Source organism: Streptomyces xingningensis (assembly GCF_054957865.1).
This window is the reverse complement of the sequence record NZ_JBDJPF010000049.1, coordinates 1-15508: the sequence shown is the minus strand read 5'-3', so window position 1 is coordinate 15508 and position 15508 is coordinate 1. Positions and strand designations below refer to the sequence as shown.

The following is a 15508-nucleotide window of genomic DNA, read 5'->3' as shown; positions in this document are numbered from 1 at the left end:
TCTTGTCCCCCGGCCGTGTTCCCCGGCTCGCGGCGTCGTTGGTACGTACGGGGGACGGACGGCCAGCGTTCACCAGCGTTCAGCAGCAGGAGGAGGGCCCGGAGCCGTGGCCTTGACTCAGCCACCGCGCACGGCGGTGTCCGACACGGCGTCAACGGCCCGCGAGGGCGGTCCGCGACGGGACCGCGCGGTCCGTACGGATGCCCGCTCGCTGCCCATCGTGCCGGTGCGTGCCCGGGGGCTGACGATCGAGGGTGCCGACGGCCGCCGCTACCTCGACTGCTTCCCGGGCGCCGGTGCGCTGGTGCTCGGCCACAACCACCCCGTGGTGCTCGAGGCCGTCCGGTCCGTCCTCGACTCGGACGCACCGCTGCACGCCCCGGGCCTGGCAACTCCGGTGGAGGACGCCTTCCGCGGCGAGCTGTCGGCCACGCTGCCCGGCGAGTTGGCCGAATCGGCCCACATCCGGTTCTGCGGGCCCACCGGCACCGAAGCGGTGACGGCCGCACTGCGGCTGGCCCGGGCGGCGACCGGCCGCGAGGGATTGCTCGCCTCCCCCGGCACCGGGCCGCCCTTCGCCCGGCAGGAGGTGCCGGTCTCCGCGTCCGACGACCGGCTCCGCCGGCTGCGGGACATCACCGCGGCCCGCGCCATCCCCCTGGTCGTCGACGAGGCACAGACCGGGGTGGGCCGCACCGGGGCCTTCTGGGCCGTCGAGCACAGCGGGATCGTTCCCGATGTGCTGGTCCTGTCCGAAGCCATCGGCGGCGGGCTGCCCCTGGCGGCCCTCGTACACCGGGACGGCCTGGGCCCCTGCCCGCCCGGCGACTCCGCCGGCGTGTTCCGGGGCAACCAGCTCGCCCTGGCGGCCGGCACGGCCACCCTGCGGTACGTCAGGGAGAACGGCCTGGCCGGGCGGGCCCGGGCGGTCGGCGAGCGCATGCTGTCCCAGCTGCGGCAGCTGGCCCGGGAGCAGCACAGCGTCGGTGCGGTACGGGGGCGCGGCCTCATGATCGGCATCGAACTGGCCACCCCCGGGCGGTCCGGGGAGTCCCCGGCCGCCACCGCGTGGCGGGAATGCCTCGACCGCGGCCTGATCGTCGGAGTCGACGGCCGCCACCCCCGGATGATCCGCCTGCTGCCTCCCCTCACCATCACGGACGAACAGACCGAAGCGGTTCTCGACAGGCTCTCCGACGCCCTCGCCGCGATCTCCGGCGCGGGCCGCCGCGCATCCACGCCCAGCAAGCCGAAGGAGGCAGGCGCCGCATCCCCGGCCCGACCGCCGCGCGCGCCGCACACCGCATGAACGCAGCTCCCTCCACCGCTGTGCCGGCCATCGACCGCCCCTCGGTCCCCGCCGCACGGCCCGGGTACGCCGCGCCCCCCGCCCAGGGCACCCGCCGGGCCGGGATGCCGGATCCCCGCAGCCCCGGCGACCCCCTGGACCACCCCGACCCATGGGCCGCCGCGGATGCCACCGCGGTGGAGAACCTGCTGCGTTGCTGGGTGCGCGAGCAGGGCATCGCCCGTCCCGGCGGCGGCTGTCTGCAACTGCCGCTCCCCGGCAGCGGAAACGTCCTGCATGTACCCGTCCACTACTGGTCCGCCACCGGCTGGCACCGCTTCGGTGCACCGGCCCTGATGGACGGCCCCGACGACGCCCCCACCCTCGACGCCGTCACCCTGGCCGCCCTCCTCGCCCGCGAAGCCGCCTGCCAGGCCCCGCACGGGGAGCACGCCCGGCAGGGCGCCGAACTCATCGGCCAGGTCGCCGATTCGGTGTGCCGCACCACCGTGTTCCTCACCGACCGGCGTGCCCGTCCGGCCGACCCGGACGGCGGAGACCTCTTCCTCTACGGCGAACAGTCCCTCCTTCTCGGCCCCGCCTTCCACCCCGCGCCCAACAGCCGTGCAGACCTCCGGGGCGGCGAAGCAGGCGAATATTCAGCGGAGTTGCGCGGATCGTTTCCCCTGCACTGGCTGGCCGTCCACCGGTCCGTGCTGACCGCCGAATCGGCCTGGACCGAGCGCGGCCGCGTCGTCGACGCCCACACCCTCGCCGCCCGGCTGGCCGGGCCCGGCCCGGCCCTGCCGCCGGACACCGTCCCGCTGCCCCTGCACCCCTGGCGGGCCCATGGCCTGCGGCGCGATCCGGCCATTGCCGGGCTCTTCGAGGAGGGGCTGCTCCATGACCTCGGCCCCCATGGCGAACCCTGGCATCCGACGTCCTCCCCGTGCACGGTGTACCGCCCCGGCGCGCCCGCGATGCTGGGGCTCTCCCTCGGCCCGCGCCGCACCGGCGCCCGCCGCGCGGAGCTGCGGCGCGGCGTCGAGGTGCACCGGCTGCTGCGCGGTGGACTCGCCGAGCGGTGGCGCGCGGCCTGCCCCGGCGGCCTGGGGTTCGACATCGTCCGCGACCCGGCCTGGCTGGGGGCCGGTACCCCCGGCGGCGCACCGCTGCCCGGGCTCGAAGTCGTCCTCCGGCACAATCCGTTCGGCCCGGGCGACGATGCCGTCTGCGTCGCCGGGCTCGTCTCGGCGCGCCCCTGGCCGGGCCGTACGACCCCCGCCGGGCACCCGGCCGGGTGCTCCCGGCTCGCCGCCATCGTCGCCCGGCTCGCCCATCGCACCGGCCGCCCCGCCGGAGCGGTCTGCGCGGAGTGGTTCCTGCGCTATCTGGAAGCGGTGGTACGGCCCCTGCTCTGGCTCGACGGCGCAGCGGGCATCGTGCCGGCGGCGCACCAGCGGAACACCCTGGTGCTGCTGGACCGGGACGGCTGGCCGGCCGGCGGCCGCCACCGCGGCAGCCGGGAGCTCTGCCTCCGGGAGTCGCACCGGGCCGGGCTCGAGGAGCGGCTCCCCGGCATCGGCCGGGAGAGCGGCGCCTTTGTGCCCGACGAGTCGGCCGACGAGCGGTTCGCCCACCACCTCGGGGTCGACAACGTCCTCGGCCTGATCGGGGCCTTCGGCGCCCAACGCCTCGCCGACGAGCGGATTCTGCTGGCCGCCTTGCGTCGCTTCCTCACGGCCGCCGCCGCGGGTCCGGCGGAGGAGCGCTCGTCACTGCCCGGCCGCCTCCTGGAATCGCCCACCCTGAGCTGCCCGGCCCCCATGCTGACCGCGCTCCGGGGCGCCGACGGCCTCGCCACCATCGCCAACCCCCTTGCCACCCCCGCCGGATGAGCACCGACGGCCGGCCGGGCTCCGACCCCGAAGACACCCTCGACCTGCGGCTCACCGAAGAGCTCGTCGAGTTCCTCGCCGACGACCCGCGCGGACCCCGGCCCGTGCCCCGGGCCTCCGGCCTCCTCGACGGCCTGGCCGACTGGGGGCCCGTAGGCACTGCCACCGGGCCCTTCCAGCTCGTTCCGGTGAGCGTCGAGCGGGACGCACGACTGGTCGCCCGGTGGATGAACGATCCGGCTGTCGCGGCCCTCTGGGGGCTGGCCGGGCCCGAGTCGGTCACCGCGGATCACCTCCGGGCCCAGTTGGACGCCGACGGGCGCAGCGTTCCCTGTCTCGGTGTGCTCGCGGGCGTCCCCATGAGCTACTGGGAGGTGTACCGGGCCGACCTCGACCCCGTCGCCCGGCACTATCCGGCCCGCCCGCACGACACCGGAATCCGGCTGCTCATCGGCAAGGTCGCCGACCGGGGCCAGGGCACCGGCACCCGGCTGCTGCGCACCGTCGCCGATCTGGTGCTGGACCGGCGGCCGTCCTGCGGCCGGGTCATCGCGGAGCCCGACCTGCGCAACACCCCCTCCGTCGCGGCGCTTCTCGGCGCCGGCTTCCGGCTGGCCGGGGAAGTGGAACTGCCGCACAAACGGGCCGCCCTGATGATCCGCGACCGGGCGCTTCGGGGCCTCCTCTAGGCGGGCTTGCCGAAGTCCGGTGCGGTACCGCGCCCTGAAGGGGCGTGGGGCTGTGACACCGTGCGGCTCCGCCGCGTGGGTGTGACCAGCCACGGACGGCCTGCAGTCGCATGACCTCACTTCCAGCGGAGCGCTCAGCACCGAGGTACCGGAGTCGGCACACGATGTCGGTGCCGCCCCTTAGGGTGGCAGGGCTATGACTGCCACCTCTTCCCAGCCCTCGCTCACCGACCTGCTGCACGCCGCGGTGACGTCCGTCGGGGGCTCCGAGCGCCCCGGCCAGGTCGCCATGGCCGAGGCCGTCGCCGAAGTGATCGACAGCAATGCCCATCTGCTGGTGCAGGCGGGCACCGGTACGGGCAAGTCCCTCGGTTATCTGGTGCCCGCACTGGCACACGGTGAGCGTGTGGTGGTCGCGACCGCGACCCTCGCGCTGCAGCGTCAGCTCGTGGAGCGCGATCTTCCGCGCACGGTGGAGGCCTTGCACCCGCAGCTGCGCCGCCGCCCGGAGTTCGCCATGCTCAAGGGCCGCTCCAACTATCTGTGCCTGCACCGGCTCCACGAGGGAGTCCCACAGGAAGAGGAGGGGGGGCTCTTCGACCCGCTGGAGTCGGCGGCTCCGAGCAGCAGGCTCGGCAAGGACCTGCTGCGGCTGCGTGATTGGTCGGACGAGACCGAGACCGGCGACCGTGACGACCTGACCCCGGGCGTTTCCGACCGTGCCTGGTCTCAGGTGTCCGTCACCTCTCGGGAGTGTTTGTCGGCGTCGAAGTGCGCCTATGGCGCCGAGTGTTTCGCCGAGGCGGCCCGGGAGCGGGCCAAGCTGGCCGATGTCGTGGTGACCAACCATGCTCTGCTGGCCATCGACGCCATCGAGGGCGCTCCGGTGCTGCCCGGGCATGAGGTGCTGATCGTCGACGAGGCCCATGAGCTGGTCTCCCGGGTCACCGGAGTGGCGACCGGGGAGCTCACCCCGGGGCAGGTCAACCGTGCCGTGCGCCGGGCGGCCAAGCTGGTCGACGAGAAGGTGGGCGACGGGCTGCAGACCGCGGCCGAGGGCTTCGAGCGGCTGATGGAGCTGGCCCTGCCGGGTCGGCTGGAGGAGATTCCCGAGGACCTCGCCCTTGTCCTGATGGCACTCCGGGATGCCGCCCGGGCGGTGATCTCCGCCATCGGCAACACCCGCGACAAGTCCGTGCAGGATGAGGACGCCGTCCGCAAGCAGGCGCTGGCCTCCGTCGAGACGGTGCATGACGTCGCCGAGCGCATCGTCGAGGGCTCCGAATACGACGTCGTCTGGTGCGAGCGCCATGACGCCCGCGGCGGAGCCGGATATCGGCACAGCGGGGCGTCGCTGCGCGTTGCGCCGCTCTCGGTCTCCGGTCTGCTGCGGGAGAAGCTGTTCACCGAGCGTTCGGTGATCATGACCTCGGCGACCCTCAAGCTGGGCGGGGACTTCAACGGCGTCGCCGCCTCGCTGGGCCTCGCTCCCGAGGGCGTCCAGGGCGAGGACCTGCCGGAGTGGAAGGGCATCGATGTCGGGTCCCCCTTCGACTACCCCAAGCAGGGCATCCTCTATGTCGCCAGGCACCTGTCCCAGCCCGGCCGCGAGGGCAGCCGGGCGGACATGCTCGACGAGCTGGCCGAGCTGATCGAGGCCGCCGGGGGGCGCACGCTCGGGCTGTTCTCCTCGATGCGGGCCGCGCAGGCCGCGGCCGAGGAGCTCCGGGGGCGGCTCGACAAGCCGATCCTGCTGCAGGGCGAGGAGACGCTCGGTGAGCTGATCAAGACGTTCGCCGACGATGCCGGCACCTGTCTGTTCGGGACCCTCTCCCTCTGGCAGGGAGTCGATGTGCCCGGACCGAGCTGCCAGCTCGTCGTCATGGACCGGGTGCCCTTCCCGCGCCCCGACGATCCGCTGATGAGTGCCCGGCAGCGGGCGGTGGAGCAGGCGGGTGGCAATGGCTTCATGGCGGTGGCCGCGACCCATGCGGCCCTGCTGATGGCCCAGGGTGCCGGGCGGCTCGTCCGGGCGACCGGTGACCGCGGGGTGGTGGCGGTGCTCGACCCCCGGCTGGCGACGGCCCGCTATGGCTCCTTCCTGCGGGCCTCCATGCCGGACTTCTGGTACACAACGGACCGCAATCAGGTGCGCCGTTCGCTGGCGGCCATCGACACCCCCTAAGGGGGTGTCCGGTGGGCGGCACGGGCCCTGGGGTGCTCCCCCAGCTAACGCTGGGGGTGCCCCCAGGCACGGCGCCTCGCCGCGTTGTCGCATCACCCTCCCCCATAGCCCTGAACGGGCATGGGGGGACCCCCATCGCCCAGTACGCGGGTCATGCTCCGCCTTGCGATGCACCGCGCCAGACACCGCAGGGCCCGCACCGACCCACCGGACACCCCCTTAGCAGTCACCGGCGTGGGATGTGGTGGACACGGCGGGGCCCCGGAACCGGCGCAGTGGCTCCGGGGCCCGGTCTCGGTGTGCCCTCACACCCGCCGCAATACCGCCACGACCTTGCCGAGGATGGTGGCCTCGTCGCCGGGGATCGGCTGGTAGGTGGCGTTGTGGGGCAGCAGCCACACATGGCCGTCCTCGCGCCTGAAGCGCTTGACCGTCGCCTCGCCGTCGAGCATCGCCGCCACGATATCGCCGTTCTCCGCGACGGGCTGGCGGCGCACCGTCACCCAGTCTCCGTCACAGATCGCGGCCTCGATCATGGAGTCGCCGACGACCTTCAGCACAAAGAGCTCGCCGTCGCCCACCAGTTGGCGGGGGAGGGGGAAGACGTCCTCGACCGACTCCTCGGCCAGGATCGGGCCGCCGGCGGCGATCCGGCCGACCAGCGGGACGTAGGAGGCGGCGGGCTTGCCGGTGGTGTCCGTCGGCTGTGAGCTGGGCTGGTCCGAGCCGCGCACCTCATAGGCGCGGGGGCGGTGCGGATCCCTGCGCAGGAAGCCCTTGCGCTCCAGGGCCATCAGCTGGTGGGCCACGGAGGAGGTGCTGGAGAGCCCCACCGCCTGGCCGATCTCGCGCATGGAGGGTGGGTATCCACGGCGCTGGACGGAGTCCCGGATGACCTCGATCACGCGTCGCTGCCGGTCGGTGAGGCCCGAGCTGTCCGCGCGGATTCCTGGTGGCCGTCCTGGGAGCGAGCGGGCCGGCTTCGGCCCCTCGGTGCTCATGGCTGTGTCATTCATCGGGTGTGCCTGGTCGAGTCGATTCTGGGAGCGGTCCTGGGCGGTGATGGTGGCGCTGTTTGCGGTGGTGGTCACGTCGGCCCCTCTCGAGATGTTCTCCCTGGCTGGACAACGGTAGTTGCTTTCGAAAGGTTGCGCCAAACACACGTTCGAGTGAAATATCGTTGATTCGCTGACGCGATCAGCTCGAAGGGTGTACGGGCGAAGATCAATTCGCCTCTTTGCGGTACTGTCCGGTGCCCCGTTGACCGGCCACCCCGCGTCCTCACCAGGTCTTTCCCGCCATGCCGCAGCCGGGGTCGCCGACCGCGGACGGCGCTCACCGTCCCATGGGCGTTCTGCCCCGGGGGTGGAGCCGGGCGCCTTCGCGCCGCGGGTCCAGTGTGTCATCCGCGCCCCCCTGGCGGCGCCGTGGCGCCCCTCGCGTACGCTCTCCTCCTGCCGCCGAAGGACGACACGCGATGGGCGTGGTTGGCCGCCGGGCACCAGATCTAGTGCTTTGATGGCGGCAGCCGCCTACAAGTTGTGGTCGGCGGCCGATCCTGGTCATCTCCAGCCATGGCCATCGCCTATGCTGGAGGCTGCCTCGACAGGGTCCTGAACGGGCCTGTCGAAGCAGCGGATCGTGCACAGTTTCCTCGAGGTTTCTCGGGGTGTACTCGAGGGTGAAGGAGGGTGGAGAGCCATGCACTGCCCCTTCTGCAGGCACCCCGACAGCCGCGTCGTCGACAGTCGGACCACCGATGACGGTTGCTCGATCCGCAGGCGTCGCCAGTGCCCCGACTGCTCCCGTCGGTTCACGACGGTGGAGACCGCGTCACTGATGGTGATCAAGCGGAGCGGGGTCACCGAGCCCTTCAGCCGCAACAAGGTGATCTCCGGAGTGCGCAAGGCGTGCCAGGGCCGCCCGGTCACCGAGGACGCCCTGGCCCAGCTCGGCCAGCGGGTCGAGGAGGCGGTGCGTGCCACGGGCAGCGCCGAACTCTCCACCCATGACGTCGGCCTGGCCATACTCGGCCCGCTCAAGGACCTCGACCTGGTCGCGTATCTGCGCTTCGCGTCCGTGTACCAGGCCTTCGACTCGCTCGAGGACTTCGAGGCCGCCGTCGCGGAGCTTCGGCGCAGCATTCCCGGCGGCCCTGACGGCCCTGACGGTCCGCACAGCCTTGTCGGCCCCGAAGGTTTCGGCGGGCCCGCGCCGGGCGCGGACGGCCGCGGCGGTGACCGCGAAGTTTCCGCGCCCGCCACGGCCGCCGACTGAGCGAACAACACAACAGACCTGCCCGGTGCGCCCCGCGCACCCGGGTGACAGACACACATCGCGTCACGGAAGAAATGGGCGCACAAGGGCGTTTTGCCCGGTAGAGGGAGGCGGCATGACAGAGACGACGAGCGGCCCGGCACGAGGTTCCCGCTCCAAGGGGAACAAGGGCGGCAAGGGTCTGCGCATCGAACGCATCCACACCACCCCCGGAGTACACCCGTATGACGAGGTGGTCTGGGAGCGTCGTGACGTCGTCATGACCAACTGGCGCGACGGCTCCATCAACTTCGAGCAGCGCGGCGTGGAGTTCCCCGATTTCTGGTCGGTGAACGCGGTCAACATCGTCACGAGCAAGTACTTCCGGGGCGCCGTCGGTTCGCCCGAGCGCGAGTCGAGCCTCAAGCGACTGATCGACCGTGTGGTGCGCACCTACCGCAAGGCCGGTGAGCAGCATGGGTACTTCGCCTCTCCGGCGGACGCCGAGATCTTCGACCACGAGCTGACCTACGCCCTGCTGCACCAGGTCTTCAGCTTCAACTCGCCGGTCTGGTTCAACGTCGGCACCGCTCAGCCACAGCAGGTCTCGGCCTGCTTCATCCTCTCCGTCGACGACTCCATGGAGTCGATCCTCGACTGGTACAAGGAAGAGGGGATGATCTTCAAGGGTGGTTCCGGCGCGGGCCTGAACCTCTCCCGCATCCGCTCCTCCAAGGAACTGCTGTCCTCCGGCGGCAACGCCTCCGGCCCGGTCTCCTTTATGCGCGGCGCCGACGCCTCGGCCGGAACGATCAAGTCCGGGGGCGCCACCCGACGCGCGGCCAAGATGGTCGTCCTGGACGTCGACCACCCGGACGTCGAGGCCTTCATCGAGACCAAGGTGAAGGAAGAGGAGAAGGTGCGCGCGCTGCGCGACGCCGGCTTCGACATGGACCTGGGCGGTGACGACATCACCTCCGTCCAGTACCAGAACGCCAACAACTCGGTCCGCGTCAACGACGAGTTCATGAAGGCCGTCGAGACCGGCGCCAAGTTCGGGCTGCGCGCCCGGCTGACCGGCGAGGTCATCGAAGAGGTCGACGCCAAGGGCCTGTTCCGCAAGATGGCCGAGGCCGCCTGGGCCTGCGCCGACCCCGGCATTCAGTACGACGACACCATCAACCACTGGCACACCTCGCCGGAGACGGGCCGGATCACCGCGTCCAACCCCTGCAGCGAGTACATGCACCTGGACAACTCCTCGTGCAACCTCGCCTCCCTGAACCTGATGAAGTTCCTCCGCGACGACGACCAGGGGAACCAGGCATTCGACGCCGAGCGCTTCGCCAAGGTCGTCGAGCTGGTCATCACGGCGATGGACATCTCCATCTGCTTCGCCGACTTCCCGACCGAGAAGATCGGTGAGACCACCCGCGCCTTCCGTCAGCTGGGCATCGGCTACGCCAACCTCGGCGCCCTGCTGATGGCCACCGGCCACGCCTACGACAGCGACGGCGGCCGCGCGCTGGCCGGTGCCATCACCTCACTGATGACCGGCACGTCCTACCGGCGTTCCGCCGAACTGGCCGCGGTCGTCGGCCCGTACGACGGTTACGCCCGCAACGCCGACGCCCACCAGCGCGTGATGAAGCAGCACGCCGACGCCAACGCGGCCGCCCGGCGGATGGACGACCTGGACACCCCGGTGTGGGCCGCGGCGACCGAGGCCTGGCAGGACGTGATCCGCCTCGGCGAGAAGAACGGCTTCCGCAACGCCCAGGCCTCCGTGCTGGCTCCCACCGGCACCATCGGCCTGATGATGGACTGCGACACCACGGGCGTCGAGCCGGACCTGGCCCTGGTCAAGTTCAAGAAGCTGGTCGGCGGCGGCTCGATGCAGATCGTGAACAACACGGTCCCCAAGGCGCTCAAGCGACTGGGCTACCAGCCCGAGCAGATCGAGGCGATCGTCGCCCACATCGCCGAGCACGGCAATGTGATCGATGCTCCGGGACTGAAGCCGCAGCACTACGAGGTCTTCGACTGCGCCATGGGCGAGCGGGCGATCTCGGCCATGGGCCATGTGCGGATGATGGCCGCCGCCCAGCCGTTCCTGTCCGGTGCGATTTCCAAGACCGTGAACCTGCCGGAGTCGGCCACCGTCGAGGAGGTCGAGGAGGTCTACTTCGAGGGCTGGAAGCTGGGCCTGAAGGCGCTCGCGATCTACCGCGACAACTGCAAGGTCGGTCAGCCGCTCTCCGCGAAGAAGAAGGAAGCGGCCAAGGCCCCCGGGGCCGCCGCTCCCGCCGCTGCGGAGAAGGTCGTCGAGTACCGCCCGGTCCGCAAGCGCCTGCCCAAGGGCCGTCCGGGCATCACCACTTCCTTCACGGTGGGTGGTGCCGAGGGGTATATGACCGCCAACTCCTACCCGGACGACGGTCTCGGCGAGGTCTTCCTCAAGATGTCCAAGCAGGGCTCGACCCTGGCGGGCATGATGGACGCCTTCTCGATCGCCGTCTCGGTCGGCCTGCAGTACGGCGTGCCGCTGGAGACCTACGTCTCGAAGTTCACCAATATGCGCTTCGAGCCGGCCGGCATGACGGACGACCCGGACGTGCGGATGGCGCAGTCGATCGTCGACTACATCTTCCGCCGGCTGGCACTGGACTTCCTGCCGTTCGAAACGCGCTCGGCGCTGGGCATCCACTCCGCCGAGGAGCGTCAGCGCCACCTGGACACCGGCTCGTACGAGCCGGCGGACGAGGAGGTCGACGTCGAGGGACTCGCCCAGTCCGCTCCGCGGCAGGCCGAAGCCCCGAAGCCCGAGGTCCCGGCCCAGCCTGCGGCCGCGGCCCCGGCGCCCCGGCAGGCCCACAACTCCACCGAGCTGGTGGAGATGCAGCTCGGTCTGAACGCCGACGCGCCGCTGTGCTTCTCCTGCGGAACGAAGATGCGCCGCGCGGGCAGCTGCTACCTGTGCGAGGGCTGCGGCTCGACCAGCGGCTGCAGCTGACCGTGAGCCCTCATTGGGCGTGAGTTAGCTGCTCAGGTGGGGTGTCGGCGATGATGTCGACACCCCATCACGCATTTCGCCAACGCGGCCGTTGCCTCCCGTACAGCCTCGTCGGGACAACCGTGTGGCTACTCAGCGTGTTCAGCTGTCGCAATGGTCCGTTGCAGGGTCTGGCGAGCTTGTGCCAACTCGTCCGCGCGCCGGTCGAGGTGGGCGAGTTGGGCGAGGAGCTTGTCCAGCACTCCCGGGCACGGACGCAGCGAGCCGTCCGCGAGGGCGCAGGGCAGCACCTGCCGGATCAAGCTGGTGGACAGCCCGGCCGCCAGCAGGGCGCGAATCTGTCCGACCGTCTGCTCGGCGGCATCGTCGTAATCGCGGTATCCGTTGGCCTGACGGGTTGAGGTGAGAAGGCCGACGCGCTCGTAGTACCGGAGCAGGCGCTCACTCGTCCTGGTTCTTTTGGCCAACTGTCCAATCAGCATCGTTTCTCCGCGGAGCTTGACCTTGCCATGGTGTCAACCTTCAACGATGGGGTCAGCGGCTGCATTCCGTCGCCGTCACCGGTCCTGACCAGGAGAGTTCGTTGATCATTGACGCGCACAGCCATGTCCACGATCCCGTGCACAGCCATATCGCCCTGCTGGACGAGGCAGGAGTCGACCGCGCCGTGCTCTTCGGCACCCGGCCGCATCCCGAGCGGGCCACCGATCTGGCCTCGTTCCGGCGCGAGATGAGCGTGCTGGACGAGACGATCAGTGGACAGTCCACCGGCCCGGGCAGCTACCGGGCCGCGTGGCAGGAGCTGGGCTCGGCGTGCGCGGCCTACCCCGATCGTTTCATCGGCTTCGGCAAGGTTCGCCTGGACCTGTCGGCCCAGCAGATTGCGGAGGAGGTCGAGCGGGAGGTAGTCGGCCGTGGCTTTCGGGGTATCGGTGAGCTGACCCCGTCACCGGACGGGGCCGGCCGGATCGAGCCGGTTCTGCGGGCAGCCGCCGATCACGGCGGGCTACCGGTCGTCGTACACGGGTTTGCGCCGACCACGGTGCGAGACCTGGCGACTCTGGCCGGTCTCGCACGCCGCCACCCGAGCGTCCCGCTGGTGATCAGCCAACTGGGCGGGCTGAACTGGCTGACGGCTGTGGAGCTGGCCCGGGACACCCCGAACATGTACCTGGAACTGTCGACGGCGAACATCATCTTCGCGGTGCGACTGGCCATCGACGAGGTGCCGGACCGCACTCTGTTCGGCTCGGATGCGCCCTATGGCGACCCGGTACTCGCCCGCGCCACCGTTGAACGCGTGACCAAGTCGGGTGCGCTGCGCGATCGCGTCCTGGGGGGCACCCTCGCGGAACTGCTCGGTCTCTGACCGCATGCGGGGGCGTGCTCCTCCGGCGCGTGCTGCGCCCTCTGGTACGTGATGCGTGCCACGTTCATGGCCGTACGATGGCCCGGTGCTGGTCAAGTGGATTCGCTGCACCGTGGTCGACCGCCGTGGGTTTGAGCGGGGGCAGCGAAAGTGGGCGGGGTTGCTGGGCGAACCGGGGTTCCGGGGACAAGGGGGTGGTTGGAGCAGGGGGCGTCCTGGTGTGGCGCACCTCTTCAATTTCTGGGAGAGCCGGGCGTTTTACGACTCCTTCATGGCGCGGTCGCACGACAGACTGGCCGCCGCCCAGGCCGGTACGTACAAGGACGGCCAGGTGCGGCTGTTCGAGCACCGCTTCGATGTGAAGGTGGGGTTCCGGCCGCAGTTCACGGATGCGGATGTGGTGCGGATCGCCCACTGCCGGGTGCGGGAGGACCGGGTGGAGCACTTCACGCTCATGCAGGAAAAGGTGTGGAACCCCGCGATGGCCGGCTCTCCGGGGATGCTGCGTGGGGTGTTCGGCGAGGCACCCGGCCAGGAGTTCCTGGTGCTGTCGATGTGGAACTCCGAGGCCGAGCACGGGAAGTACCGGGTGGACCGGGTGGAGCGGCTGGCGCTCCGGGCGCAGACCGAGGCGGACATCGCGGCGATCGCGGGCGACGTGGTGCAGATAGAACCGTCCTGGACGGTGTGAGTTCGCACCTTTCGGGCGGTGTGCGGGTCGGGTCGGTGCCCGGTGCCGTGGCGCGCAAGGGCGCCCGATGCCGTCCGTTCCGACGAGGTGTGGACGCCCGCACGGGCCGCGGCCAGGGTGGCGTCGGCGGCCTGATCGGCGACCGCCGCGTCGATGGGCTCGCGGGTGATGAACAGCCTGACGAGCAGCGGGGCGGTGACGGCTCGCCCCACGGCACCGTGATCGGTGCCGGCCGGGGCCCCGCCACGCTCGACGGCCCAGCTGTCCTCGCCCGCGAGGCCGAGGGCGTAACCGTGTCCGGCGAGCCCGGAGAGCACCGCATCGTGCACGGCCGCGCGGGTGCGGGCGGTGCGCCCGCCCGGGCGAACGGTTCCCGGGCTGCGGAGGGCGGCCTGGGATATCTCGGCCAGTGGCCCGTGCCGCCCCGTGCCGCCTCGGGGCGGCACGGGGCGGCCGGGTGCTCACCGCTGCGTAGTGTGAGGCGGGTGAGCGGTGTTCGATTTAGGGTGGCGGCATGGTACGGCCCCGGCGCATTGTCCTTCTCCGGCACGGAGAGTCGGTGGGCAATGTCGATGACACGGTCTATGAACGGGAGCCCGATCATGCGCTGAGCCTGACCGCCCGGGGGCGCAGGCAGGCCCAGGAAGCGGGTGTCCACCTGCGCGAACTCTTCGGGAGCGAAACGGTGTCGGCCTATGTCTCGCCCTATCGCCGCGCTCATCAGACCTTTCTCGCGCTTGGGCTCGATCCGCGCCGGATCCGGGTCCGGGAGGAACCGCGGCTGCGGGAACAGGACTGGGGGAACTGGCAGGATCGCGAGGATGTGCGGCGGCAGAAGGCCTACCGGGACGCCTATGGGCATTTCTTCTACCGCTTTGCGCAGGGCGAGTCGGGCGCCGATGTCTATGACCGGGTCGGGTCCTTCCTCGAGAGTCTGTGGCGCAGTTTCGAGGACCCGGACCATCCGCCGAACGTCCTGCTGGTCACGCATGGACTGACCATGAGGCTGTTCTGTATGCGGTGGCTGCACTGGACCGTGGCGGAGTTCGAGAGCCTGTCGAACCCGGGCAATGCGGAGACCCGTTCCCTGCTGCTCGGATCCGACGGGCGGTATCACCTCGACCGTCCGTTCGAGCGCTGGTGTACCCCCGAGTCGTATGGTTTCACCGGTTAGAGTTCGCTGCGATGATCGCTGACCGATTCCACCGAGCTCTGGCAAGTCTGCGCGGGCTGGCTGTGGGCGACGCTCTCGGCTCCCAGTTCTTCGTGCCCGCCAACCATCCCCTCCTCAGGCGCAGAGAAGTTCCGTCGGCGCCCTGGCACTGGACCGACGACACCGAGATGGCCTGCTCCGTGCTCGCGGTCCTCGCCGAGCACGGCCGCATCGACCAGGACGCCCTCGCCCGGTCCTTCGCCGAGCACCATGACTTCGACCGGGGGTACGGGCCGGCGGTCAACCGGATGCTCCGCCTGATCAGGGAGGGTGGCGACTGGCGGGAGCTGGCGGCAGCCCTGTTTAAGGGCCAGGGATCCTGGGGCAATGGCGCCGCCATGCGCATCGCCCCGCTGGGCGCGTGGTACGGAGACGACCCCGAGCAGGCCACGCACCAGGCCGAGATCTCGGCGTACACCACCCACCAGCACCGCGAGGCCGTGGCCGGGGCGATGGCGGTGGCCGCCGCGGCGGCGATCGCCGCCGGCCCGGCCGGACCGGTCACCCCGGAGACACTGCTGGACGGAGTGATTGCCCTGGTGCCGCGCAGTGCCGTGGGGGCGGGACTGCGGCGCGCACGCGACATGCTCGACTACGGCGACGCGACCACGGTCGCGGCGGTCCTCGGCTGTGGCCGCCGTACCAGTGCGCATGACACCGTGCCCTTCGCGCTCTGGGCGGCGGCCCGTCATCTGGGTTCCTTCGAGACGGCGTTCTGGACAACCGCGCAGGTGGGCGGGGACGTGGACACCACCTGTGCGATCGTCGGGGGAGTGGTCGCGGCGGGGGGGGGGGGGGCCCCCCCCCCCCGCGGGGGGGGGGGCCCCCCCCCGCGCCCCCCCGGGGGGGCGGCCCCCCCCGGCGGAACCCACCCGCCCGCGGGGGGGGCGGGGGCCCCCCGCCAGC

Annotated in this window: 12 protein-coding genes; 10 read left to right on the top strand and 2 right to left on the bottom strand. The window is 71.2% G+C overall.

All coding sequences use genetic code 11. The features are described from left to right. The first annotated feature begins 106 nt into the window (after positions 1–106). From ABCR83_RS23320 to ABCR83_RS23305, 4 genes are all read left to right on the top strand, one after another. A complete protein-coding gene (locus ABCR83_RS23320) occupies positions 107–1309 on the top strand; it encodes an aminotransferase class III-fold pyridoxal phosphate-dependent enzyme (protein WP_462697092.1) in 1203 nt (400 codons plus the stop codon). Continuing rightward, positions 1306–3186 (top strand): IucA/IucC family protein, encoded by a 1881-nt coding sequence (locus tag ABCR83_RS23315; RefSeq protein ID WP_462697091.1) that lies wholly within the window; start codon positions 1306–1308, stop codon positions 3184–3186. Before ABCR83_RS23320 ends, ABCR83_RS23315 begins: the two co-directional genes overlap by 4 nt. Next, the gene (locus tag ABCR83_RS23310) at positions 3183–3875 is read left to right on the top strand and encodes a GNAT family N-acetyltransferase (RefSeq protein WP_462697090.1); all 693 of its coding nucleotides are present in this window, start codon (positions 3183–3185) and stop codon (positions 3873–3875) included. The genes ABCR83_RS23315 and ABCR83_RS23310 overlap by 4 nt, the downstream gene beginning before the upstream one ends. A 196-nt stretch (positions 3876–4071) precedes the next feature. Next, entirely contained in the window at positions 4072–6060 is a 1989-nt protein-coding gene (locus ABCR83_RS23305) for an ATP-dependent DNA helicase (protein ID WP_462697089.1), read from the top strand. A gap of 305 nt (positions 6061–6365) precedes the next feature. Here ABCR83_RS23305 and lexA read toward each other — a convergent pair whose 3' ends face one another. After that, on the bottom strand, positions 6366–7151 hold the full coding sequence (gene lexA, locus ABCR83_RS23300) for a transcriptional repressor LexA (RefSeq protein ID WP_462697088.1): 786 nt from the start codon (positions 7149–7151) through the stop codon (positions 6366–6368). Between the two features lie 610 nt (positions 7152–7761). On the opposite strand from lexA, the gene nrdR reads away from it, so the two are divergent. Next, positions 7762–8337, top strand: a complete 576-nt coding sequence (gene nrdR, locus ABCR83_RS23295; RefSeq protein ID WP_462697087.1) for a transcriptional regulator NrdR — start codon at positions 7762–7764, stop codon at positions 8335–8337. Positions 8338–8452: 115 nt separating this feature from the next. After that, complete coding sequence (locus tag ABCR83_RS23290; RefSeq protein ID WP_462697086.1) at positions 8453–11329, top strand: vitamin B12-dependent ribonucleotide reductase; 2877 nt, start codon at positions 8453–8455, stop codon at positions 11327–11329. A 128-nt stretch (positions 11330–11457) separates the two neighbouring features. Here ABCR83_RS23290 and ABCR83_RS23285 read toward each other — a convergent pair whose 3' ends face one another. After that, the gene (locus tag ABCR83_RS23285) at positions 11458–11811 is read right to left on the bottom strand and encodes a MerR family transcriptional regulator (RefSeq protein ID WP_462697085.1); all 354 of its coding nucleotides are present in this window, start codon (positions 11809–11811) and stop codon (positions 11458–11460) included. Between the two features lie 101 nt (positions 11812–11912). Here ABCR83_RS23285 and ABCR83_RS23280 point away from each other — a divergent pair, with 101 nt between their 5' ends. The 4 genes from ABCR83_RS23280 to ABCR83_RS23265 all read left to right on the top strand — a co-directional run. Further along, complete coding sequence (locus ABCR83_RS23280) at positions 11913–12698, top strand: amidohydrolase family protein (RefSeq protein ID WP_462697084.1); 786 nt, start codon at positions 11913–11915, stop codon at positions 12696–12698. An 85-nt stretch (positions 12699–12783) separates the two neighbouring features. Further along, positions 12784–13389: a YdbC family protein gene (locus tag ABCR83_RS23275; protein WP_462697083.1), complete on the top strand. Its 606-nt coding sequence runs from the start codon at positions 12784–12786 to the stop codon at positions 13387–13389. Positions 13390–13903: 514 nt separating this feature from the next. Then, positions 13904–14563 carry a histidine phosphatase family protein gene (locus tag ABCR83_RS23270; RefSeq protein WP_462697082.1) on the top strand — a complete coding sequence of 220 codons (660 nt, stop codon included), beginning with the start codon at positions 13904–13906 and terminating at the stop codon, positions 14561–14563. Between the two features lie 11 nt (positions 14564–14574). Then, positions 14575–15508, top strand: a 934-nt coding sequence (locus tag ABCR83_RS23265; RefSeq protein ID WP_462697081.1) for an ADP-ribosylglycohydrolase family protein, incomplete at its 3' end; no start/stop codon positions are given.